The organism is Helcobacillus sp. ACRRO, from assembly GCF_022347125.1.
GTDB lineage: Bacteria > Actinomycetota > Actinomycetes > Actinomycetales > Dermabacteraceae > Helcobacillus > Helcobacillus massiliensis.
Genome location: NZ_JAKRNG010000008.1, coordinates 45,623 through 66,929 on the forward strand (window position 1 = coordinate 45,623; position 21,307 = coordinate 66,929).

The window sequence follows — 21,307 nt, forward strand, 5'->3', positions numbered from 1 at the left end:
TGCGCTCGCGGAGCCGTTCGCCCGCAGTCTGCTGGATCCGGCGCGGGAGCTGCTGCGGCACGGTGGTGTGCTGGTGCCGGTGCCCTCGAGCGGGGCGGCGGTGCGCCGACGGGGCGAGCAGCACACGCAGCTCATTGCGGAGGCGCTGGGGGAGTCCCTCCGGACACCGGTGGTGTCGTGCCTGTCGCTGCCGCGGGCGAGCGGGGCGCCCGCGGGGCTGCCGGGAGGTGCGTCGGCTGCGCGCTCGGGTGCTGCCGTGGCAGCACGGTCGGGTGGTGCTGTGGCGGGCCGACGGGTACGGAATCGGCGGGAGCGGCGCCTGTCCGGCGGAATGCGGGTGAGCGGCCGCGCCGTCACCCGCGCGCTCGGATCCTCGCACTTCGCGGCAGAGGCGAGGAGCGCCGCCGACGAGGCGAGAAGTCCGACGACCGGGACATCGCGGAATGCGCCAGGGCGGGGCCCGTCCGTCGTGCTGGTGGATGACGTCGCCACCACCGGAGCAACCCTCGCCGCCGCCGCGGATGCGCTCGAAGCGGCCGGGTGCCGCGTTCTCGGCGCTGTTGTCGTGGCGGCCGCACAGCGCGTCGGGCCAACGTCCGTCAGGCCGTGAATCCTGCTCGCAACGTGCCTGTGACTCTCATGACACTGTCAGTTCGATCGGGGATAATGAAGCCACCGGAAGCCCCGGTGATCGCCGCTAGCGGCGACTGGATCCTCGAGCAGAGTCGGAGGTGATGCGCACCCCACCCTGATCAGGATGCGCACGAGCGCATTCTTCGAGTCTCATCTCTTTGGAGGATTCCATGGACATCAACGTTGCCGGCCGCCACACCGACGTGACGGAGCGCTTCCAGCGCCATATCAACGACAAGCTCGACAAGGTCAACCAGCTCGCCCCGAACGCATCCCGCACGGACGTCGTCGTGATGACCGAGAAGAACCCGCGACTGGCGGACCAGAAGGAGCGGATCGAGCTCACTGTCCACGACAACGGAACCGTCATCCGCTCCGAGGCCAGCGCCGCCGATCAGTACGCCGCCCTCGATCTCGCCTACGACAAGCTCATGGAGCGTCTGCGCCGCCTGCGCGACCGCCGCAAGGATCGCCGCAAGGGCCGCGACCGCGCCCACCAGGTGGAGACCGAGTCCCTGCGCACCATGGGCGAGGACCAGGTCCACATGGATCGGCTCATCGAAGAGCAGAAGGAGCGCACTGCCACCGGCTCCATCGAGGCTGTCGACCCGGAGCCGGACACCGCTGCTGATGCCCCGGAGTCGCCCGTGGTGATCCGCGAGAAGAAGCACAAGGCTGAGCCGATGACCATCGACGACGCCCTGTACCGCATGGAGCTGGTGGGCCACGACTTCTTCCTCTTCGTCGACAAGGACACGAACCACCCGAAGGTCGTGTACCGCCGCAAGGGCTGGAACTACGGCGTCATCGAACTGGACACCGATTCACAGTGAGCGCACGCTCAGCGTGAGCAGCGTCCGGCCATGACCGGCACGCGCATCGGCTCCGCACCCGTCGGCGGATGACCCCGTCGGCCCCGCGCAGTCGAGCGGACCACGACCCGCAGGGCGGGACGCACCACAACGGGCGCGTCCCGCCCGCGCATTGTCTGTAGACTCCAAGGTGGCCCGACTAGCGTGGGCTGGGCCCTTCTCAGGCCGACGACACTGACGTTCAGCAATCCAGGGAGTACGAGTGGCCAGCTTCTTCGAGAAGATCCTGCGAGCAGGCGAAGGCCGTGAGCAGAAGCGTCTGGCGGCGATCGCCGATGATGTGGAGAAGCTCGAAGAGTCGTTCCGCGAGCTCACCGATGACGAGCTGCGTGCGGAGACCGACGCGTTCCGCCAGCGCCTCGAGGACGGCGAGTCGCTCGACGACATCATGATCGAGGCGTTCGCCGCGGTTCGAGAAGCAGCCCGCCGAGTCCTCGGCCAGCGCGCGTACCCGGTGCAGCTGATGGGCGGCGCCGCCCTCCACCGCGGCCGCATCGCTGAGATGAAGACCGGTGAGGGCAAGACCCTCGTCGCGACCCTGCCCGCCTACCTCAATGCCCTCGCCGGCAAGGGCGTGCACGTGGTCACCGTCAACGACTACCTCGCCTCCTACCAGAGCGATCTCATGGGCCGCGTGTTCCGCGCCCTCGGCATGAGCACCGGCGTCATCATCGCCGGCCAGACCCCGGCGCAGCGTCGGCGCGAGTACGCCGCGGACATCACCTACGGCACGAACAACGAGTTCGGCTTCGACTACCTGCGCGACAACATGGCTACGAACGCCGAGGACAGGGTCCAGCGCGGCCACTTCTTCGCCATCGTGGATGAGGTCGACTCCATCCTCATCGACGAGGCCCGCACCCCGCTGATCATCTCCGGTCCCGCGTCCGGCGACGTCAACAAGTGGTTCGCCGAGTTCGCACGCGTGGTCAAGACCCTGCGCCGCGATCGTGACTACGAGGTCGACGAGAAGAAGCGCACCGTCGGCGTTCTCGAACCCGGCATCGACCGGGTGGAGGACGAGCTCGGCATCGACAACCTCTACGAGTCGCTCAACACCCCGCTGGTCGGCTTCCTCAACAACGCCATCAAGGCGAAGGAGCTGTTCAAGCGCGATAAGGACTACGTCATCATCGACGGCGAAGTGATGATCGTCGATGAGCACACCGGTCGCATCCTCGCCGGGCGCCGCTACAACGAGGGCGTCCACCAGGCCATTGAGGCGAAGGAGGGTGTGGAGATCAAGGCGGAGAACCAGACCCTCGCCACCATCACCCTGCAGAACTACTTCAAGCTGTACGAGAAGCTCGCCGGTATGACCGGCACCGCTGAGACCGAAGCCGCCGAATTCATGGCGACCTACAAGCTCGGCGTGGTGCCGATCCCCACCAACCTCCCTACCAAGCGTGTGGACGAAGTGGATGAGATCTACCGGACGGAGCGCGGAAAGTTCGCCGCGGTCGTCAACGACATCGTCGAACGCCATAAGACGGGGCAGCCTGTGCTGGTGGGCACCACCAGCGTGGAGAAGTCCGAGCACCTCTCGGAGCTGCTGCGGAAGAAGGGCGTGCCGCACAACGTGCTGAACGCCAAGAACCACGCCAGTGAGGCCGCCACCGTCGCCATGGCGGGTGCGAAGGGCGCCGTCACCGTGGCCACCAATATGGCCGGCCGCGGCACCGACATCATGCTCGGCGGCAACGTCGAGTTCATGGCGCACAAGTCCCTGGAGGACCGCGGCTTGGATGCCGAGGAGAACCCGGAGGAGTACCAGGCGGCCTGGGAGGAGGCGCTGGAGCGCGCCAAGCGCCAGGTGAAGGACGAGGCGGATGAGGTCCGCGACCTCGGCGGACTGTACGTGCTGGGCACGGAGCGCCACGAGTCCCGCCGCATCGACAACCAGCTGCGCGGCCGTTCCGGCCGTCAGGGCGACCCGGGCGAGTCCCGCTTCTACCTGTCGCTGCAGGACGAGCTGGTGCGCCGCTTCGCCGGCCCGGGCGTGGAGCAGATCATGGCGCGCGGCGGCGTGGATGAGGACACGCCGCTGACCGGCCGCCTCGTGTCCGGTGCGATCCAGGGCGCTCAGCGCAAGATCGAGTCGCAGAACTTCGAGATCCGCAAGAACGTGGTGAAGTACGACGATGTCCTCACCAAGCAGCGCGAACGCGTCTACGGCGACCGCAACCGGGTGCTCGACGGTGAGGACATCACCGCGACGATCGACCGTTACCTCGAGGACGTCATCACCACCGCCGTCGCCAACGCGACCGGCAGCCGCAGCGCGGAGGACTTCGAGCTCGACGAACTGTGGGGCTCGCTGAAGTCCCTGTACCCGGTGTCGTTCACCGAAGAGGACCTGATCGACGAGGTCGGCGGCAAGGAGAACCTGACGCGGGAGCGCCTGCGTACGGAGCTGCTGTCCGATATCCGCATCGCGTACGGGAAGCGCGAAGAGGAGCTCGGTTCGGACGCGATGCGTGAGCTGGAGCGCAAGGTGATCCTGCGGGTCATCGACAACCGCTGGCGCGACCACCTCTACGAGATGGACTACCTCAAGGAGGGCATCGGTCTGCGCGCCATGGCGCAGCGCGACCCGCTCGTGGAGTACGGCCGCGAGGGCTTCCTGATGTACCAGGACATGGTGGCGGGCATCAAGGAGGACGTGGTCGGGTACCTGTTCAACCTCAACGTGCAGGTGCAGCGCCAGCCTCTCGTCCCGGATGCGGTGAAGAACCTCCTCGCCAAGAGCGCCGCGACCCTGTCCGCGAACGCCGATTCCGTCGGCGCCTCCGCCGGTGCAGCCGCCGAGGCCGGCTCCGAACCGGTTGCCGACACCGAGAGTGCAGCGTCGGGTGACGACGCTGAGTTCGAGGATGAGGCGAGCGAGATCCACCTCCACGCCAAGGGTCTGGAGGATTCGGTGAACCCCTCCCAGCTGTCCTACTCCTCCGCGGAGGGCGAGAGCGCCGCGCCGATGTCGCGCGCTGAGCGCCGGAAGGCTGAGCGTGAGCAGCGCCGCGCGGAGAAGAAGCAGGCGAAGAGCCGCCGGCGCTGATCTGCATCGTCCGGTGCATTCAGATGCCCCGTCACCGTGAGGTGGCGGGGCATCGCTCGTGCAGGGCGGAATCGAGGGGAGGAGCGGGGACGCCGGCCCCTCAGCCGACGTCCAGGACGACCACCTTCCAGCGTCCGCGGCGCAGCTCCCAGCGCATGACGACCATGCGGCTGCGGTGGGAGTCGCTGATGACGGCGTTCGCTTCGACCGCGGTGTCGGTGACGGCGCAGAAGCGGACCCCGCCCACGCGGATGCGGGCAGCGGTCCTGACTCCCCGCTGAGCGGCGACATCGGCGATCAGCCGCGCCCGCTCATGCAGGCGGCGGCGAACCTCGAGGTCAACGATCTGGTCCAGGCTCGTCAGCGGGCGCTGGCCGAGGATCACTTCAAGCGCGTTGCGCGCGACAGCGGTGACGGCGCGCTCCCCACTGTCGGGGTCGGCGAACGGTCCCGACGGGGCCAGCTGATGGCTGGGACGAGCTGCGGGCGTGGAGGAGATCGGGGCTGTGGACATGATGCGGGTTCCTTGTCGTCTCGTCAGTCAGCAGGAGTGATGGTGGGGGCGGCCGCCGAGGGAATGTGCAGCTCATCGCCGGGGTGGATCAGATCCGGATCCTCGATGCGGTTCTCCGGGTCGGCGGCGATCTGCTCCACGAGGGCAGCGATGTCGGCGTCGTCGGCGGAGGGGCCGAGGGTGTGGGAGGCGATCTGCCAGAGGGAGTCGCCCGGGCGGACAGTCGCGGTGGTGCCGGGTGCGGGCGCGTCGGATGCCGGCGCCGGGGTGCGCGACTCAGAAGCGGGCGCCGGCTCGTCAGGAGCAGGTGTCGGTGCTTCAGTGGCGGGTGTCGGATCTTCAGGGGCGCGTGCCGGCTCATCGGTGGACGGTGCCGGCTCATCACTGGCCGGTTCGGGCGCATCGCGCGCGGGCGCGGGTGCCGGCGGCGGTGCATCCGCGGGGGCGTCCGGCGGTGCGCTGGCGGAGTCGTGCTGGGGCGCCCACCCGATCTCGAGGTCGTCCGCGTTCAGATCACCGTCCTCAGCAGAGCCGTCGGCGGAGTCATCCGCTGCGGACTGCTCCGAGGACGTCGACCAGCCGAACCCACCGGACGGTGCCGGGGCGGGTTCTGCGGCCACAGCCGACACACTGAACGCGACCACGCTGCCCGCCGCGAGTCCGGACCCGACCACAGTCTTGGCGAGTCGTGGAGCAATGACCCGCAGGGCACCGAAGCTGATGCGGCCGGCGGCCGAGCCGGTTCCGAACACGCGGGTCACCGCGATGAGGGCCCACACGAGGGCGAGGTACGCGGCGCAGACTCCCAGCGCAGCCGCTGCAGCGGCCAGGAGCCCAGCAGTGAGCTGCTGGATGCGATCGGACTCGGCGACCAGAGCGCCCTGCGCAAGTGCGAACACTGTGCTGCTGACGCTCAGAACGGCAGCGCCGGCGGATGCGGCGATGGCGGTCCCTCGCCCGTGGTGGTGCTGGTGGTCCATGGGAATCCCCTCTGCGGCGGGTGCCGGTGGGATGCTGCCCCGCGCCGACACCATTCATGCTGTTTGATGCAGTTTGATAAATATTGGTCCTGTTTGGAATGTGATCATGAGGTTAGATCCACATTGAGGGGGTCGCAACCGCTTTGCTAACATTCGTGAAAACTCGTAGGCGGACAGGCCGCCCTCGCCGACACCAGGAGCTGCCGTGGTTGAACCGGCCGGTGACGCACACCAGCCCCGCCGACACCGTCGTCGTCCACCGGGTTCGTCCGTCAGCGGTGACGAGCGTCTGCAGGATGTCGCTGCCCAGCTGCAGCACGCCTCGCAGCTCGATGCGCGCCGCAGCGCCCGTGAACTCGCCCGCCTGGAGCGCGGATCGATCGGGCTCGCTGACCGCTTCGCCGGCAATGGGGGCACTCAGGTGCGGCTCACGCTCATCACTGGGGGAGTGCTCCGCGGCACGGTTGCGGAGGTCGGCGCCGACTGGGTGACGATCTCTGACGGGGACGCAGCGACGCTCGTGCGGATGGATGCAGTCCAGATTGCGACAGGTCTGTCGCAGCGGTCCCGCGGGGCCGACGGGTTCGACCGCCGTTCACTGCGGTCCGTTCTCAGTGACTGGGAGGAGAACCGGCGGGCCGTTGTGGTCGCAGCCGGGGTGCAGACGCTGCGCGGCAGAATCGCTGCCGTGTGGGCGGATCACCTGGATCTGCGGGGCGATCAGCGCGGTGCGGACCTCCTTGCGATCCCGTTCTCGGCGATCGCGACGGTCACCTCAGTCAGCAGATGAGGCAGCGGCGGCGCGCTCCTGCGCGATCTCCCGCTCCGTCTCCTTGTACTTGCGGGCGATGTACGCCTCCAGTTCGGCCTGCTCCACGCGCCACTGGCCGCGGCCGCCCACTTTGATGGCCCGCAGCTCCCCACTGCGCACGAGCGCATACGCCTGCGAGGCGCTGATGGACAGCTGCTCAGCAACCTCAGACAGGGGAATGAAGCGTGCGGCCATGCTCAAGTCCTTCCGACGCGCGGGATGGTTCGTGGGTCCTCATCCTCTCACGCATACTGCCGCAGCCGCGCCGTGAACGACCTGTTGTGGACAACCTCGACCAGACGCGCCGCTCCGGCCCGGGACGGTTCCAGCGGCCCGCCCCCGGAGGACACCAGGTCTCAATACGGACACCGTTCATCCACAACCGCCCCACCATGGTGATGCTCGGCCTAGCGTGGACGAACAGTCCCGTCACCGTCGACCCAGGATTCGTTATGAGCATCTTCTCCCGCCGTCCCTCCGCCGCGCAGAACCGCGATTCCGAAGGGGCTGAGCCGACCCGCTCGCCCGACCCCGTCGGCCCCGCCGTCCTCGCACCAGGGCGGGCTCCAGTGCGCGCCATGCGCCTGCGCCGCCCCCGTGCACGCGATCCTCGCCTGCTCACCGGAATCGCCCTGGTGCTCATCAGCGTGCTCGCCGGAGCCGGCATCCTCACTGCAGCCACCCGCACCACCACCGTCCTGGTGGCCACCACCGACATCGCCGAAGGGCAGAAGATCGACCCCTCCGCGTTCCGGCAGGTCGAGGTCAGCCTCGGCGACAGCTCCAGCAGCTACGCCGTCTCCGCCGATCAGATCCCCGCGGGGGCGCTCGCCGCCACCCGCATCGAACAGGGCGAGCTGCTGCCCGTCTCCGCCATCGGGCAGAGCGAGGAGAGCACCCTGCGGCCCATCGCCGTTCCCATCGAGTCCGACGCCGCTGCCGGCCTGCAGTCCGGTGACGTGGTCGAAGTGTGGACCGCCGCCAGTGCCAAGGAGGGCGCCGAGGCCAGCACCAAGGGCGCGCACATGCTGGTGGACCGCGCCCAGGTGCGGTCCGTCAGCAGCGGCAGCTCCCTGAGCATGCAGAAGGCCACGGTCGAGGTGCTCGTCCCAGCGGACTCCGTCGCCGAAGTGCTCGAAGCCATCGACCGCGACGACTCGATGTTCGCCATCGAAGTCCTCGGCGGCACGGAGGTCGGCTGATGATCGACCTCGTCCTCCTCGCCTCCGGCGCGGACGAACTGCGCATCGTCCATGCCTTCGCCACCGAACTGCCCGACCGGGTGCGGGTCGTGCGCCGCTGCGCGGAACTCACCGAAGCCCTCGCCGCTGTCAGCGCCGGGGTGGCCGACGCGGTCCTCGTGGACTGCGACGTCGACGGCCTTGACCGCTCCAGCGTCGCGCAGCTGATGGCCGGCGGCACCGCCGTGATCGGTCTCGACGGAGGGACGCGGCGCGCCCCTGCGGACCTCGGCATCACCTGGGGGATCGACCCTGCCGCCGATGTCGAGCAGATGTACTCCACGATCCTCGAGGCCGTCGCCGGCGCCGATGACGCGGACGCATGGACCACGGACGAACCTGTGGATGAGCCGCGCGGACGCATCATCACGGTCTGGGGGCCCGCCGGGGCACCGGGACGCTCCACCATCGCCGCGAACATCGCCGGGGAGCTCGCCCGTGCCGGACGACGCACCATTCTGGTGGACGCCGACACTGACGCCCCCTGCCAGTCCCAGCTGCTGGGGGTGGTCGACGAGGTGCCCGGGCTCGTCACCGCAGCACGGCTCGCCACCTCGTCCCAGTTGACGGCCGACGCGCTGCACCGCATCGTGCCGGAGATCGAACCGAACCTGCGCCTGCTGTCCGGCATCGGTGTGCCGAGCCGGTGGGCGGAGGTGGAGCCGTCGGCGCTGACCGCGGTGCTGGCGGCGCTGGCGCGCGAGGCCGACGCCGTCGTGGTCGACATCGCCGCCGGCCTGGAAGACGACGACGCCCTGGCCGACTCGCTCATCTCCTGCCGCGACGGAGCCGCCATTTCGGCGCTCGCGGAGGCCGACGAAGTGATCGGAGTGTGCGCCGCTGACCCCGTGTCCATCACCCGGTTCGTCCGCGAAGTCGGGCCGCTGCAGGCGATCACCTCGGCTCCCGTGCATGTCATCATCAACGGCACCGACCGCGCCGCCCCCGAGTCGCAGCTGCAGGCGGCGATTGCGCAGCGGTTCACCCCCGCCGGCATCACCACTGTCCCGAGGGACCCGCTGGTCATGAGGCGCGCACTGTGGGACGGTGCTCTGCTGGCCGAGGCCGCGCCGCGCTCAGCCGTCCGGCGGGCTCTGCAGCGGGCCGCCGAGGCGGCAGGGGAGCGCATCGATCAGCACTGGAGGCAGGCCGCCGCGGTTCCCGCGTAGAATCGTGGCGTCGTCAACAGGAGGTCCCGTGCGCATCTTCGTTCCGCTTTCCGCCGCCCCCGACTCCGCACCCGTGATCGCCGCCGGCACGCTCGTGTGGGGCGTGGACCCCAGCATCGCGAAGGACGTCACCGCTGACGAGGCGGAGCAGCTCGATCTCGATGCCGTCCAGGAGGCCGTCCTCGTCACCGCGCACGGCGCCACCGGCGCCGCCGCGCACACACGCGTGGTCATCGCCGCCGTGGATGTGCCCGATGACGCCGCACCCGCCGAGGCGGGGGACAACGGAGACCATGCCCGGCGGATCACCGCCGACGAGCCGGTCCGCATCCGTGCCCTGCACGTCAGCGAACTCACCGCGGCGGAGGCCCTCGCCGACGAGTTCGCCCCGGACGTGCTCTGGTTCGACCCCTCGGAGACGGCGGAGGCGTTCGCCTACGCCAGCGGCGCGGGCGACTGACGCCACCTGACCGAGACCGCCCGGCCGGCGACGGCCCGGCAGACGGTGGCCCGGTGGAGGCATCCGGTCGGCGCAGCGCCGGACGTCCGATCACTCCACGGGCTGGGCCCGGTCAGTCCTCCCGCTCCGCGAAGTAGCGCTGCGCCGCGCGCTGCTCCACGCCGAACACCTGCGCCACGTACGGCTCCGCCGCCTTTTCGATCCGCTTGCCGACCAGCGGCACCTGCGCGCTCAGCTCTCCGGTCACCGTCAGCACCGAGCCTCCGGCCGACGGCTCCAGACGGTAGTGGGCGCTGACGACCGCAGGCGTGCCCTTCACCGTGATCTCGGCACGGCCCTCACGCCGGCCGTCCGCACCGGCGGCCTCCCAGGTCTGCGCCTCGTGAACGGTGACGGAGGAGCCGATCACCGACTGCACCATCTGCGGGGCGCGATCGGTGGGCATCGCAAACTCGGTCGTCGTGGTGAAGCCGGCCTCCGGGGTGCCGTTGACGTACGCGGTCGCCCAGTCAGCGGTCAGTTCCTGCTTCCGGATCTCGGCGTACTGGGGGTCGGCGTACATCGCGGCGACGGCCTCCGGCGACTGGGAGAACTCGATGGTCTCATTGATCGGCAGCATGGGGAACCTCCGGGTCGTGTCGGGCCGCCCCGGCCACGTGCCGCAGCGGGGCGGCAGTCAGGCGGGGAGCGGTGTTCGGCTGGAGCCTACCGGTCTGCGCAGGCCGAGCGCTGGGAGCAGTGACCCCGTCGGCCCTGATCTCAGCCGGCCCTGATCTCAGTAGGCCCGGTGCCGCGCCCGGCCCCGGAGGTGCGGGCGGTAGGCTCAGACCATGCCCACAGCACTGTCGAAGTTCTTCAACGCCGATTCCGAATCCGAGCAGACGGGCGCGCAGTGGCTGCAGCTCGTGCTGGGGGACTGGCAGGTGGTCGCCGACCTCATGGGCGCTGACCTCGTCCTGTGGATCCGCCGCGACATCGGCGGGAAGGACACCATGGTGGCCGTGGGTCACACGCGGCCCGGCAACGGCACCACCGTGTACTACGACGACCCCGTCGGCAACCGCTACGCCCCTGCGGACTGGCCCCAGATGGCCGACGCGTTCGAGAGCTCCACGGTCTCCACCCAGGAGTGGACCGTGGAGCGGGACGAGCGCACCGCATCGGTGATGTTCGCCCCCGTCTGCACCGGCGGAGAGATCATCGCCCTGCTGTCCGTTGAGTCCTTCACCTCGTTCCAGACGGGCCACCTGGGCACCACCGAAGCGGAGATGCGACGACTCGGCATGCGCCTGCTGGTGATGCTGAGTGAGGGGTCCTTCCCGATCCTCGGCGCTCCGGTGCCGCCTCGCCGCGGCGCGCCGCGCGTGCAGGACGGCCTGGTGTCCCTCGACGCCTCTGGACGGGTGCTGTGGTGCTCCCCGAACGCGCTGTCCGCATTCCACCGCTTCGGCATCGACGGTGACCTGACGGGGGAGTCCCTCGCCGAACACGCCACCGACATGCTGCGTTCCCGCGCTGCCGTGGACGAATCGCTGCCCCTCGTGCTGATGGGCCGAGCAGCCTGGCGCGCCGATATGCAGGGCCGCGGCAGCACGCTCTCGCTGCGCGCCGTCCCGCTGAAGCAGGGCGACACGCGCATCGGGGCGATCCTCCTGGTGCGCGATGTGACCGAGCTGCGCCGCCGCGAACGCGAACTGATGACCCGCGATGCCACGATCCGCGAGGTGCACCACCGCGTGAAGAACAACCTGCAGACTGTGGCCGCGCTGCTGCGGCTGCAGTCGCGTCGCATGAAGTCGGAGGAGGCGAAGGAGGCGCTGCTGGAGGCGATGCGCCGCGTCTCCACGATCGCGCTGGTGCACGAGTCGCTGCTGCAGGGCAGTGAGGAGACCGTGTTCTTCGACGACATCATCGACCGATGCCTGCGCCTTGCGGTGGACGCCGCGGCGGCAACAGTCTCAGCGCCCAGTGCGGACGGCGGTGCTCACGGTCCCGCCACTGTGCGCACGGAGCGCCGCGGCAAGGTCGGGGTGATCCGCGCGGAGGAGGCGACGCCGCTGGCCCTGGTGGTGACGGAACTGGCGATGAACGCGGTGGAGCACGGTCTCGCCCGCTCCGGCGGCACCCTGGAGGTCGTGGTGGAGCGCACCGGTTCCCACCTGAAGATCCATGTGGACGATGACGGCGCGGGGATGGCCGGCAAGCCAGATGGTCTCGGCACCACCATCGCCCAGAACCTCGTGGAGGGGGAGCTGGGCGGGGTGCTGTCCTGGCAGAACCGTCCGGATGCGGGCACCCGCGCCACCATCGAGGTGTACCTGGATCCCGTGATCGTCTGATCTGCTGCTTCTGTGACCGTGTGATCGCCTGCTGCGGTGACGGTCTGACCCCGGACGCAGAGAAGCCCGCTGATCGTGCTGATCAGCGGGCTCCTCTGCAGGCGGCGGGCCGCCTGGTGGATGTCAGCTCGCGCGACGGGCGCGTGCGTTGCGGCGCTTGAGGGAGCGGCGCTCGTCCTCCGACAGGCCGCCCCAGACGCCGGCGTCCTGGCCGGTCTCCAGAGCGAACTTGAGGCAGACGTTCATGACCTCGCAGCGCTGGCAGACGGCTTTCGCCTCCTGGATCTGGGTGATCGCCGGCCCCGTGTTTCCAATGGGGAAGAACAGTTCCGGATCCTCGGTGAGGCATGCCGCGCGGTGGCGCCAGTCCATCGTCACTCTCTCTTTCTCAGACCGCAGGAGAAGCGCCGGGCGGCGGCTCCCTGCGGCATTCTTTGCCGAGCAGGCTTACTGGTTCGCATCGGTTCCGCTGGCGGCGGGGCTCCGAGGGAGCATCCCGCTGCCGGTTCCTCCGCAGTGACGCGGTGAAACAGGCGGATGTGCATCAATTGTTCCCCGTCCCGGCGCCGCTCACAAGGGTCTGTGCCGCGAAGGTGCCGTAATGCTTCCCACACCGCCTCGTCCGCGGTTGGGCACCTCGGCCCGGTGGGCTCCGAGGCCGACGGGACCGGCGATACAGTTGGCCCTATGACCGCTTCTGATCGCTCCCGCACCCGCGCGTCCGCGTCCCGTCCTCCTGTCGACAGCGAGGGGCAGGGCCTCGAGGGGCGGCCGGAGCGCCTCCGGGTGGTCGGTGCGTCACTGCTGGTGCTGGAGGCGGTCCTGCTGCTGGGCACCGCCGTGTTCGCGGTCTTGAACCTCCGCACAGAGGCCGACGGGATCCCCACCGTGGCGTTCGGTCTGGCGGTGGTGCTGACGGTCTTCGCGGCACTGCTGGTCCTGGCGGCGGTGTCGCTGCTGCGCCGCGGCCGGTACGGCGTGTCCTACGGCATCACCTGGCAGCTGTTCCAGGCGCTGATCGGTGCGTCCATGTTCAAGGCGGCGATGCTGGCGCCCGCCGTGGTGGTCACGGTCCTGGCGGTCGCCGTGTTCATAATCCTGCTGAAGCCGCAGTGCCGTCCGGACCGCCAGGGCCTGGACGGCTGAGAGCTCACCGGCAGCCAGGCGGGTGAGGGCTCCGTCGCCCCCCTTCGGCTGAGGCTCTGGGCTCGTGCTGGGGGCTCACACGGGATCCATCAGGTGCGGGCCCTGCGCCTGCACATTCCCCACCGCCGGGTCCACCGCGTACACCTCGAGGTCGCCGTTGGGCACGCGCGGCGCCTGCGTGTTGATCCAGTCATGGGCTTCGCGCCCGGTTTCGAAGGAGTCCTGCTTCAGCCATTCCTTCGCACCGTCGCGGGTGAGGATGACGGGGATCCGCGAGTGGATCTGGGCCATGGAGCCCTCTGCTTCGGCAGTGATGATGGTGGCGGTCAGCAGCCATTCGCCGTCGTCGTAGGCGGCAGGGCCCTCGTTCTTCCCTTCGCCCTTCCACCAGGCGACGAGGCCGGCCATCAGCATCGGCCGGTGATCGGCGCGGCGGATCATGTTCGCCTGTTTGCGCTTCTGCCCCTCCACGGGCGTCCACTCGTAGTACCCGCTGACGGGAATGATCGCCCGCCGCGACTTCAGACTGCCGCGGAACGAGGGCTTGTCGGCGAGGGATTCGACGCGCGCGTTGAACGTCTTGGACGAGAACGCTTCGTCCTTCGCAAACGGCGGCAGCAGGCCCCAGCGTGCAATGCGCAGGGCCCGCACCAGTTCGCCGGTGTCGCGGTCGACGGATTCGGTGACGATGTGGATCGGCGCCGTGGGCGGGATGTTGAACCGGGAGGTGAGGGCCCCGTCGGTCAGGTCCACTGCATCGAGGTCATCGACGAGGGCGTCGATCTCCTGATGGAAGGCGAAGCGTCCGCACACGGCGCCGGTCTCCTCAGTTCTCCGGTTCGGCGGCGGTGGAGCCCTCGGTCACCTGGTGACCGGGGAAGCGACCGCCCTTGCTGGTCTCCGGGGCGTTGCGCATGTTCTCCAGGCGCAGGTCGCGGGCTTCGTCCACGAGCTTCTCGTGCTTCTTGTCCGCCTTGGTCGGGGTGTCCTCGCCGCGCTTCTCCAGCGGGAAGTCGTCCTCAGCGGCGTGACCGGCAGCGAGCTCCTTCGCGCGCTCGTACTCCGCATCGAACACGGCGCCGAGGATCAGCACAATGTTGATCACCCAGAGCGCGAACAGCACAGCCATGACACCACCGATGGCGCCGTAGCTGGAGTAGCTGCCGGCGGTGGCCATGTAGATGGACAGGGCGACCACGGCCAGGGCGATGCCGATGATGGCGAAGATGCCGCCGGGGGAGACGGGGCGGTAGGGGCGCTTCAGGTTCGGAGCGGCCCAGTACAGCAGCGACACGATGGCGAACAGCAGCACCAGGATGACCGGCCACTTCACCCACGCCCAGATCGGCATGAAGGTGCCGGACAGGAAGGTGAAGGTGTCGGTCATGCCGATCGCCTTGAAGATCGGTCCGAGGAGGGAGTCGATCAGGCCCTGGCTGAGCAGCAGGGAGGCGAGCGCGACCAGGGCGCCGACCACGACGACCACGGTGACGAGGTACATGGACCCGGCGAGCTTCACGAAGCCGCGGGTCTCCTCCACGTTGTAGATGTCGTTGGAGACGCGTGAGAACGCCTTGACGAACGCCGAGGCGGACCAGAGCGCGATCAGGATGCCGAGGATCAGAGCGACCGTGCCTCCGGAGCTGGAGGACATCAGGCTGTCGAGAGTGGAGTCGATCGCCGGCCCCACCTCCGTGCCGGAGCCCACACCGGAGGTCATGATCATGTCCTTGATGGCCTTGGCGACCTCCTCCTTGTAGCCCTTGAGCAGGAGAGCGGTCAGCGAGAACACGGCCACGAGCGCCGGCGCGATGGCGAGGACCGTGTAGTAGGTGAGGGAAGCGGCGAGGTCGGTGCCGCCGGTTCGGGTGAATTCGGGAAGAGTGCGCTTGGCTGCGTACTTCCATTCGGACGAGGACAGGCGGACCTTCTTCCCGTCCTCAGCGGCGGAGTTCTTGGCCATGGGGGATGCCTCCATTGTGGTGTCGATCCAGATCATCGTAGCGATTCGGAGCCCGTCGGCCCTGGAGCGCGGGCGGCCTGTCGTGATCATTCCGTGATCTTCATGCCCGAAACGTTATCCACAAGAAGTCCGAATCCTGCCCGATCCTTCGCGCAGTCTGGTTATGTGGATCACAGTCGATTCAACGAGGAGTGGCCTGTGGACGCCGTTGCCATCATCGAAGCGGAATCACGCGACAGCATCCGCATGCGGGGGATCGAGACCGGATCGGACGCCCTCGAAGCCCTGATCCGCGAAGTGTTCGCGGACTACGAAGCCCGCGCAGCCCGCGGGGAAGTGCCGACCGTGCGCGATCCCGAATCGGTCGTCTCCGATGTCGCGGCCCGCATCGGCGGCTTCGGCCCCCTCCAGCCGTTCCTCGACGACCCCACCGTCGAAGAGATCTGGATCAACTCCCCAACGGAGGTGTTCGTCAGCCGCCTCGGCGTCGCCGAACTGACCCCGTTGGTGCTGTCCGACTCCCAGGTCCGCGGCCTGGTGGAGCGCATGCTCGCCTCCTCAGGTCGCCGCATCGACCTCTCCACCCCGTTCGTGGACGCCCTCCTGCCGGACGGATCCCGCCTCCATGCCGTCATCCCGCACGTCACCCGGCAGCACATCAGCGTCAACATCCGAAAGTTCATCGCCCGTGCGCACAGCCTCAGCGATCTCGTTCAGCTCGGCACTCTCACGGACCAGGCGGCCCGGTTCCTCGACGCCGCTGTCAAAGCCGGCCTGAACATCCTCGTCTCCGGCAGCACCAGCGCAGGCAAGACCACCACGTTGAACTGTCTGGGAGCAGCCGTCCGTCCCCGCGAGCGCGTCATCACCATCGAAGAGGTCTTCGAGCTCGACATCCGGGTGCGCGATGTGGTGGCGATGCAGACCCGTCAGGCGAGCCTGGAGGGCACGGGCGAGATCAGCATGCGCCGCCTTGTGAAGGAGACCCTGCGGATGAGGCCGGACCGCATCATCGTCGGCGAAGTGCGCGAAGCGGAATCGCTGGACATGCTCATCGCCCTCAACTCCGGCCTGCCCGGCATGGCCAGCATCCACGCCAACTCGGCTCGCGACGCGATCGGAAAGCTCTGCACGCTGCCTCTGCTGGCTGGGGAGAACGTTGCGGGCGGCTTCGTGATCCCCACCGTTGCATCCGCCATCGACCTGGTGGTTCACCAGGACCTGATGCCCGACGGGCGCCGCCGCATCCGTGAGATCGCGGCCGTGCCGGGACGCGTGGAGGAGGGCGTAGTGGAGATCGAGAAGATCTTCGAGACCCGCGCTGGTCGGCTGATCCGGGCCGACGGGTTCCCGCCTCACCGGGACCGCTTCGCACGAGCGGGGCATGACCTCGGCGAACTGCTGGGGGCCGCCTGATGGCAGTGAAGGGAATCATCCTCGGAGCAGTGCTCGGCATGGGGGCGCTGCTGATCTTCATGTCCGCATGGGAGGACGAGCGCAGCCCCAAGCGGCGCGCCCGCAGCCGCGCGGCGCAGCGCCTCAGCGACGACCTGACGCGGATCGGCCTGCTGCGAGTGGAGCCGATCCACCTCGCGGCGGTGTCGGTCCTGCTCGCCGGCCTCGTCTTCCTCATCGCTCTCGGAGCGACCACTGCCATGGTGCCGAGCATCGCCGCTGGCGCGCTCGCCCTCACCGCACCCATCGCGATCGTGCGGATGCTGGCGCAGAAGCGGCGGGACTCCTTGAAGGACGTGTGGCCGGATCTGATCGAGCACGTGAACTCCGCTGTCCGGGCGGGAATGTCGCTGCCGGAGGCGCTGGCACAGCTCGCCGAGCACGGCCCGGAGCCGTTGCGCGACAGCTTCTCCGACTTCGCCCGCGACTATCAGGCGACTGGTGACTTCGGGCACTGCCTGGACCGGTTGAAGATGCGCCTCGCCGACCCCGTCGGTGACCGCATTGTGGAGGCCCTGCGGATCACGCGGGATGTGGGCGGCACGGACCTCGGCGCGCTGCTGCGCACACTCGCCCAGTTCCTCCGTGATGACGCCCGAGTCCGCTCCGAACTCGAAGCCCGACAGAGTTGGACCGTGAACGGTGCTCGGCTCGCTCTCGTGGCGCCGTGGGCGGTCCTCGCCATGATGGTGATGCGCCCCGAAGCCGCCGAGGCGTACGACACTCCGGCCGGGGCGGCACTGATCGCCGGGGGAGCGGTGGTCAGCATTGCTGCCTATCGCCTGATGGTCCGCATCGGACGCCTCCCGCACGACCAGAGGACGCTCGCATGAGCCCCGCGGTCCTCGGCGCGGTCATCGGTGCAGCCTTCGGGGTGGGCAGCGTGCTCGTGCTCCTGCACAATCCGTGGACACGGCCGCGCGCGGTGCACCGTCGCATCGACCCGTACGTTCGCCGCAGTCAGCGCCGCGGAGGCTTCGCCGCCTACGAGCACGCCCTGTCCTCCCACCCGTTCCTGCGCCGCAACATCCTGCCGCCGGTCCGGTCGGCGGCGCGGCTCACAGCCCGCTGGTTCGGTTCGGAGGAGGAGATCACCCGTCGGCTCCGCCTGGCGGGCCGCGAGGACTCCGCCGACGCCTTCCGCGCCGAACAGGCACTGTGGGCGGTCGCCGCATTCACGGTGGCGCTGATCTCGGCGATCCTGCTCATCACCCTGCGTGACGCGGGTGCTGTCCCGATGCTGATCCTCGTGCTCGTGATGACCGTCCTCGGTGCCCTCGCCCGCGACAAATGGCTGTCCATGCAGATCCAGAGGCGATCCGAGCAGCTCGCCCGGGAGTTCCCCACGGTCGCGGACCTGCTCGCGCTCGCGGTCGCTGCCGGTGAGGGCACGGTCGCAGCTATGGAACGGGTCAGTCGAACAACGACCGGGCCGCTCGCGCACGAGCTCGGCCGGACCGTGGCGGATATCCGCGCCGGCGCGACAGTGGAGGACGCGTTCCGACAGCTGGGGCGGCGCACCTCCTTGGAGACCATCACCCGGTTCACCGACGGCGTCACCGTTGCGATCGAACGCGGTACGCCGCTGGCGGATGTGCTGCGCGCTCAGGCGCAGGACGCCCGCGACGCCGGACGCCGCGACCTGATGGAGACAGCGGGCAAGCGCGAGATCTGGATGCTGATTCCCGTTGTGTTCCTGCTGATGCCGATGGTCATCGTGTTCGCCATCTTCCCCGGCCTGTCCGTCCTTTCCATTTCCCTGTGACCTGAACCGGTCCCCTCCGTCCTCAATCACTCAAACGAACTAAGGAGTCAATCCCATGAAGGACACCCGCATCACTGCTCAGACCCGCCGACCGGAGCGTCTGCGGCGCCTCGCCGGTCGCGTCGCAGAAGCGCTGCGCAGCGACCGTGGTGACGTGCCCGGCTGGGTCCTCATCACTCTTATGACCGCAGGCATTGTTGTTGCCCTATGGGCAGTTGCGAGTGACGCCCTGATCGGGCTGTTCAACCAGGCGATCGCCCAGTTCGGCTGATCCTCATGCCCCGCCCTCTGCTGCGACCGCTGCCACGGTTCTCTGCGCGGCTGCCCTCCCGCCTGCGGGAGGAGCGCGGCAGCATCATCGCCGAGTTTCCGCTGGTGATGGTGCTGGTCGTGGGCCTGACCCTGACGCTGACGCAGCTGGCCCTGTTCGTCTACGTCCGCAATGGTCTGATCGATGCAGCGGTCCAGGGCGCCCACCACGCAAGCCTGTACGGCAACGGCGTGGAGGACGGCACGAACCGCACCTATGCGATCGCTGATCGACGCTTCCATTCCCTGGTCGACCCCGAAGTCAGCGCTGACCGCACGGCCGATGGGATGATCACGGTTCGGGTCCGGGCGGACCTGCCGCTCGTGGGCTTCATCGGGCCGCGCGGGGGACTGGTCGTGGAGGGTCACGCGGTGGACGAGGACTCGCTGTGAAGCGGGCGGTGCGCGCGGCAGCGCCCATCGGCCGACGACTGCGCAGCGAGCGAGGATCTGCAGCCGTTGAGTTCATCGGTGCGGCCGTCATTCTCCTGATCCCGCTGGCCTATCTGATCCTGTGGCTCGGGGCGATGCAGAACGCATCGTTCGCGGCCACAAGCACGGCGGTCCACACCACCCGGTCCATCACCGGGCACGAAGATCCTGAAGCTGCAGATCGCGCAGTGGCGCTGATCGTTCAGTCGGCCCGTGAGGACTACGGGGTCGAGCTCACGCGGGATGCCGTCACGGTCGACTGTTCGTCCCCGCGGTGCTCCGCCCCGGGAACGACCGTGACCACGCGGGTTGAGATCCCCGTACCGCTTCCCGGACTCGGTCACCTCGGACTGAACGGCGGGCCGGTCACGGTCTCCGCTGAGCATTCCCTCGTTGTCGATGAGCACAGGGAGGACCGCGGATGACCCGGCCCAGTCGGATGATCCGGCCCCGCTGGACGTCACGAACACGTCTGGTCGCCGCGCTCCGGGAAGAACGGGGGAATACGTCGGTCCTCACGATCGGGGTGATGGTCATCGTCCTGATGGTCATTGCGTTCGGTGCCGCGATCACAGGCGTGGAGCTGGACCGCAATCGGGTGCAGGCCATGGCTGACGGTGCTGCGCTGTCGGCGGCCGCGGCTGTGGATGAGGATGCGGTGGAGGCATTCAACGCGGGCTATCGCGCTCCGGGGCAGACCAGGTCGAAGCTGATCTCGCAGGACAGTGCGGAGCAGGCCGTGGAGGACTACTTGGCGTCCTATCCGGCCGGTGGCGGGAGTCTCGGCAGAGTCGAGGTGGAGTCGGTTGAGGTGCATCCCAGCGGTGACGTCACGGTGCGTATGGTCGCCGAGACCTACCCGCCGCTGGTGGGGTGGATCTCGCGCGGCCTCGATGCGCCGGTGACTCTGCGCGTGGAGTCCGAAGCGCATTCGTTCTGACCTGGTCGCCCTGCCGCGGTGTTGGCTGACCGGGTGGGGGAGTGCGTCCAGACTCACCGTCCCCTTCGCTGACCGATGGGACTGCCTGATCTAGGATGGAAATCGTGAGTGTTGACTTTTCTGCCGAAATCCCTGCCCTGCGCGCCACGCTGACCTCGATCGAGAAGGTCACCGATATGGACGCGCTGAAGAAGCGGATCGCGGTCCTCGAGGAGCAGGCCGCAGCGCCTGACCTGTGGGATGACCCCGAGTCCGCCCAGAAGGTGACGTCGCAGATGTCGCACGCGCAGGCTGAGTTCCGCCGCATCAACGACCTCGAGTCCCGCATCGACGACCTCGAGATCATGGTGGAGCTCGCCGAGGAGGAGAACGACTCGGACGCGCGCCACGAGGCGGAGAAGGAGCTCACCTCCATCCGCAAGACCCTTGAAGAGCTTGAAGTGCGCACCCTCCTCTCCGGTGAGTACGACGAGCGCTCCGCCGTCATCACCATCCGCGCCGGGGCCGGTGGTGTGGACGCCGCTGACTTCGCGGAGATCCTCATGCGCATGTACCTGCGCTGGGCAGAGCACCGCGGCTACCCCACCAAGGTGATGGACACGTCCTACGCCGAAGAGGCCGGGCTGAAGTCCGTGACCTTCGAAGTGGACGCCCCGTACGCCTACGGCACCCTGTCGGTGGAGGGCGGCACGCACCGCCTGGTGCGCATCTCTCCGTTCGACAACCAGGGCCGCCGCCAGACCTCCTTCGCCGCGGTCGAGGTGATCCCGCTGATCGAGTCCACCGACTCCATCGAGATCCCCGAGAACGAGCTGAAGGTGGACGTGTTCCGCTCCTCCGGACCCGGTGGGCAGAGCGTCAACACCACGGACTCCGCAGTCCGCATGACCCACATCCCCACCGGCATCGTGGTGTCGATGCAGGATGAGAAGTCGCAGATCCAGAACCGTGCGGCCGCCCTGCGCGTCATGCAGTCGCGCCTGCTGCTGGTGAAGAAGCAGGAGGAGGACGCCAAGCGCAAGGAGCTGGCCGGTGATGTGAAGGCGAGCTGGGGCGACCAGATGCGCTCCTACGTGCTGAACCCGTACCAGATGGTGAAGGACCTGCGCACCGAGTACTCCGAGGGCAACCCGCAGTCCGTGTTCGACGGCGAGATCGACGGCTTCCTCGAAGCAGGAATCCGCTGGCGAGTCGGCCAGGGCACCAGCGAGGACTGACCGGGC

The 21,307-nt window shown here is 68.7% G+C and carries 24 protein-coding genes; 17 read left to right on the forward strand and 7 right to left on the reverse strand.

Annotation, left to right across the window (positions count from 1 at the left end; genetic code table 11):
* The first annotated feature begins 331 nt into the window (after window positions 1-331).
* From MHY20_RS11730 to secA, 3 genes are all read left to right on the forward strand, one after another.
* On the forward strand, window positions 332-610 hold the full coding sequence (locus tag MHY20_RS11730) for a phosphoribosyltransferase family protein (RefSeq protein ID WP_239375271.1): 279 nt from the start codon (window positions 332-334) through the stop codon (window positions 608-610).
* A gap of 193 nt (window positions 611-803) precedes the next feature.
* Window positions 804-1,466 (forward strand): ribosome-associated translation inhibitor RaiA, encoded by a 663-nt coding sequence (gene raiA / locus MHY20_RS04520; protein WP_183373673.1) that lies wholly within the window; start codon window positions 804-806, stop codon window positions 1,464-1,466.
* Between the two features lie 241 nt (window positions 1,467-1,707).
* The gene (secA, locus tag MHY20_RS04525) at window positions 1,708-4,560 is read left to right on the forward strand and encodes a preprotein translocase subunit SecA (RefSeq protein ID WP_239375184.1); all 2,853 of its coding nucleotides are present in this window, start codon (window positions 1,708-1,710) and stop codon (window positions 4,558-4,560) included.
* Between the two features lie 100 nt (window positions 4,561-4,660).
* Here the strand turns inward: secA and MHY20_RS04530 are convergent, their stop codons facing one another.
* Window positions 4,661-5,074 carry an Rv3235 family protein gene (locus tag MHY20_RS04530; protein ID WP_183373684.1) on the reverse strand — a complete coding sequence of 138 codons (414 nt, stop codon included), beginning with the start codon at window positions 5,072-5,074 and terminating at the stop codon, window positions 4,661-4,663.
* Between the two features lie 23 nt (window positions 5,075-5,097).
* Window positions 5,098-6,054: a LysM domain-containing protein gene (locus tag MHY20_RS04535; protein WP_239375187.1), complete on the reverse strand. Its 957-nt coding sequence runs from the start codon at window positions 6,052-6,054 to the stop codon at window positions 5,098-5,100.
* A 205-nt stretch (window positions 6,055-6,259) separates the two neighbouring features.
* On the opposite strand from MHY20_RS04535, the gene MHY20_RS04540 reads away from it, so the two are divergent.
* Complete coding sequence (locus MHY20_RS04540) at window positions 6,260-6,844, forward strand: hypothetical protein (protein ID WP_239375190.1); 585 nt, start codon at window positions 6,260-6,262, stop codon at window positions 6,842-6,844.
* Here MHY20_RS04540 and MHY20_RS04545 read toward each other — a convergent pair.
* The gene (locus tag MHY20_RS04545) at window positions 6,830-7,060 is read right to left on the reverse strand and encodes a helix-turn-helix domain-containing protein (protein WP_239375193.1); all 231 of its coding nucleotides are present in this window, start codon (window positions 7,058-7,060) and stop codon (window positions 6,830-6,832) included. The two genes, MHY20_RS04540 and MHY20_RS04545, sit on opposite strands and share 15 nt — an antisense overlap.
* 257 nt (window positions 7,061-7,317) lie before the next feature.
* Here MHY20_RS04545 and MHY20_RS04550 point away from each other — a divergent pair, with 257 nt between their 5' ends.
* From MHY20_RS04550 to MHY20_RS04560, 3 genes are read left to right on the forward strand one after another with little or no spacing between them, the layout of a single operon-like run.
* Window positions 7,318-8,067 carry an SAF domain-containing protein gene (locus MHY20_RS04550; RefSeq protein WP_239375196.1) on the forward strand — a complete coding sequence of 250 codons (750 nt, stop codon included), beginning with the start codon at window positions 7,318-7,320 and terminating at the stop codon, window positions 8,065-8,067.
* Complete coding sequence (locus MHY20_RS04555) at window positions 8,067-9,275, forward strand: pilus assembly protein CpaE (RefSeq protein WP_239375199.1); 1,209 nt, start codon at window positions 8,067-8,069, stop codon at window positions 9,273-9,275. Before MHY20_RS04550 ends, MHY20_RS04555 begins: the two co-directional genes overlap by 1 nt.
* Before the next feature lie 28 nt (window positions 9,276-9,303).
* A complete protein-coding gene (locus MHY20_RS04560; RefSeq protein ID WP_239375202.1) occupies window positions 9,304-9,735 on the forward strand; it encodes a hypothetical protein in 432 nt (143 codons plus the stop codon).
* 112 nt (window positions 9,736-9,847) lie between these two features.
* On the opposite strand, the gene MHY20_RS04565 is transcribed toward MHY20_RS04560, so the two are convergent.
* Window positions 9,848-10,354 (reverse strand): DUF2505 domain-containing protein, encoded by a 507-nt coding sequence (locus tag MHY20_RS04565; RefSeq protein WP_239375205.1) that lies wholly within the window; start codon window positions 10,352-10,354, stop codon window positions 9,848-9,850.
* 211 nt (window positions 10,355-10,565) lie between these two features.
* Between MHY20_RS04565 and MHY20_RS04570 the strand changes: the two genes are divergently transcribed.
* Window positions 10,566-12,074 carry a histidine kinase N-terminal domain-containing protein gene (locus MHY20_RS04570; protein WP_183373701.1) on the forward strand — a complete coding sequence of 503 codons (1,509 nt, stop codon included), beginning with the start codon at window positions 10,566-10,568 and terminating at the stop codon, window positions 12,072-12,074.
* 123 nt (window positions 12,075-12,197) lie between these two features.
* Here MHY20_RS04570 and MHY20_RS04575 read toward each other — a convergent pair whose 3' ends face one another.
* Complete coding sequence (locus MHY20_RS04575; RefSeq protein WP_183373703.1) at window positions 12,198-12,446, reverse strand: WhiB family transcriptional regulator; 249 nt, start codon at window positions 12,444-12,446, stop codon at window positions 12,198-12,200.
* A gap of 315 nt (window positions 12,447-12,761) precedes the next feature.
* Between MHY20_RS04575 and MHY20_RS04580 the strand changes: the two genes are divergently transcribed.
* On the forward strand, window positions 12,762-13,220 hold the full coding sequence (locus tag MHY20_RS04580; protein ID WP_239375208.1) for a hypothetical protein: 459 nt from the start codon (window positions 12,762-12,764) through the stop codon (window positions 13,218-13,220).
* A gap of 75 nt (window positions 13,221-13,295) precedes the next feature.
* Here MHY20_RS04580 and MHY20_RS04585 read toward each other — a convergent pair whose 3' ends face one another.
* A complete protein-coding gene (locus MHY20_RS04585) occupies window positions 13,296-14,033 on the reverse strand; it encodes an SOS response-associated peptidase (RefSeq protein WP_239375211.1) in 738 nt (245 codons plus the stop codon).
* 13 nt (window positions 14,034-14,046) lie between these two features.
* Complete coding sequence (locus tag MHY20_RS04590; protein ID WP_239375214.1) at window positions 14,047-15,183, reverse strand: YihY/virulence factor BrkB family protein; 1,137 nt, start codon at window positions 15,181-15,183, stop codon at window positions 14,047-14,049.
* 198 nt (window positions 15,184-15,381) lie between these two features.
* Between MHY20_RS04590 and MHY20_RS04595 the strand changes: the two genes are divergently transcribed.
* From MHY20_RS04595 to prfB, 8 genes are all read left to right on the forward strand, one after another.
* Window positions 15,382-16,599, forward strand: coding sequence for an ATPase, T2SS/T4P/T4SS family (locus MHY20_RS04595; protein ID WP_239375217.1), 1,218 nt, complete (start codon window positions 15,382-15,384; stop codon window positions 16,597-16,599).
* 5 nt (window positions 16,600-16,604) lie between these two features.
* Complete coding sequence (locus MHY20_RS04600; protein ID WP_239375219.1) at window positions 16,605-17,471, forward strand: type II secretion system F family protein; 867 nt, start codon at window positions 16,605-16,607, stop codon at window positions 17,469-17,471.
* On the forward strand, window positions 17,468-18,403 hold the full coding sequence (locus MHY20_RS04605; protein WP_183373728.1) for a type II secretion system F family protein: 936 nt from the start codon (window positions 17,468-17,470) through the stop codon (window positions 18,401-18,403). The genes MHY20_RS04600 and MHY20_RS04605 overlap by 4 nt, the downstream gene beginning before the upstream one ends.
* A gap of 55 nt (window positions 18,404-18,458) precedes the next feature.
* Entirely contained in the window at window positions 18,459-18,674 is a 216-nt protein-coding gene (locus MHY20_RS04610; RefSeq protein WP_183375415.1) for a hypothetical protein, read from the forward strand.
* 5 nt (window positions 18,675-18,679) lie between these two features.
* The gene (locus tag MHY20_RS04615) at window positions 18,680-19,105 is read left to right on the forward strand and encodes a pilus assembly protein (protein WP_239375221.1); all 426 of its coding nucleotides are present in this window, start codon (window positions 18,680-18,682) and stop codon (window positions 19,103-19,105) included.
* On the forward strand, window positions 19,102-19,569 hold the full coding sequence (locus MHY20_RS04620) for a hypothetical protein (protein WP_239375223.1): 468 nt from the start codon (window positions 19,102-19,104) through the stop codon (window positions 19,567-19,569). The genes MHY20_RS04615 and MHY20_RS04620 overlap by 4 nt, the downstream gene beginning before the upstream one ends.
* 14 nt (window positions 19,570-19,583) lie before the next feature.
* Window positions 19,584-20,084 (forward strand): pilus assembly protein TadG-related protein, encoded by a 501-nt coding sequence (locus MHY20_RS04625; protein ID WP_259923363.1) that lies wholly within the window; start codon window positions 19,584-19,586, stop codon window positions 20,082-20,084.
* 101 nt (window positions 20,085-20,185) lie between these two features.
* Window positions 20,186-21,301 carry a peptide chain release factor 2 gene (gene prfB / locus MHY20_RS04630; RefSeq protein ID WP_239375274.1) on the forward strand — a complete coding sequence of 372 codons (1,116 nt, stop codon included), beginning with the start codon at window positions 20,186-20,188 and terminating at the stop codon, window positions 21,299-21,301.
* Window positions 21,302-21,307 lie beyond the last annotated feature (6 nt).

Bases quoted from the DNA above. Each gene is read 5' to 3' on its own strand.
- MHY20_RS04565 (WP_239375205.1), bottom strand. From the start codon at position 10,354: ATGCTGCCGATCAATGAGACCATCGAGTTCTCCCAGTCGCCGGAGGCC.
- MHY20_RS04545 (WP_239375193.1), bottom strand. From the start codon at position 7,060: ATGGCCGCACGCTTCATTCCCCTGTCTGAGGTTGCTGAGCAGCTGTCC.
- MHY20_RS04550 (WP_239375196.1), top strand. From the start codon at position 7,318: ATGAGCATCTTCTCCCGCCGTCCCTCCGCCGCGCAGAACCGCGATTCC.
- MHY20_RS04605 (WP_183373728.1), top strand. From the start codon at position 17,468: ATGAGCCCCGCGGTCCTCGGCGCGGTCATCGGTGCAGCCTTCGGGGTG.
- MHY20_RS04615 (WP_239375221.1), top strand. From the start codon at position 18,680: ATGCCCCGCCCTCTGCTGCGACCGCTGCCACGGTTCTCTGCGCGGCTG.
- MHY20_RS04575 (WP_183373703.1), bottom strand. From the start codon at position 12,446: ATGGACTGGCGCCACCGCGCGGCATGCCTCACCGAGGATCCGGAACTG.
- MHY20_RS04625 (WP_259923363.1), top strand. From the start codon at position 19,584: ATGATCCGGCCCCGCTGGACGTCACGAACACGTCTGGTCGCCGCGCTC.
- MHY20_RS04590 (WP_239375214.1), bottom strand. From the start codon at position 15,183: ATGGCCAAGAACTCCGCCGCTGAGGACGGGAAGAAGGTCCGCCTGTCC.
- MHY20_RS04535 (WP_239375187.1), bottom strand. From the start codon at position 6,054: ATGGACCACCAGCACCACCACGGGCGAGGGACCGCCATCGCCGCATCC.
- MHY20_RS04580 (WP_239375208.1), top strand. From the start codon at position 12,762: ATGACCGCTTCTGATCGCTCCCGCACCCGCGCGTCCGCGTCCCGTCCT.
- MHY20_RS04530 (WP_183373684.1), bottom strand. From the start codon at position 5,074: ATGTCCACAGCCCCGATCTCCTCCACGCCCGCAGCTCGTCCCAGCCAT.
- MHY20_RS11730 (WP_239375271.1), top strand. From the start codon at position 332: ATGCGGGTGAGCGGCCGCGCCGTCACCCGCGCGCTCGGATCCTCGCAC.
- raiA (WP_183373673.1), top strand. From the start codon at position 804: ATGGACATCAACGTTGCCGGCCGCCACACCGACGTGACGGAGCGCTTC.
- MHY20_RS04555 (WP_239375199.1), top strand. From the start codon at position 8,067: ATGATCGACCTCGTCCTCCTCGCCTCCGGCGCGGACGAACTGCGCATC.
- MHY20_RS04570 (WP_183373701.1), top strand. From the start codon at position 10,566: ATGCCCACAGCACTGTCGAAGTTCTTCAACGCCGATTCCGAATCCGAG.
- MHY20_RS04610 (WP_183375415.1), top strand. From the start codon at position 18,459: ATGAAGGACACCCGCATCACTGCTCAGACCCGCCGACCGGAGCGTCTG.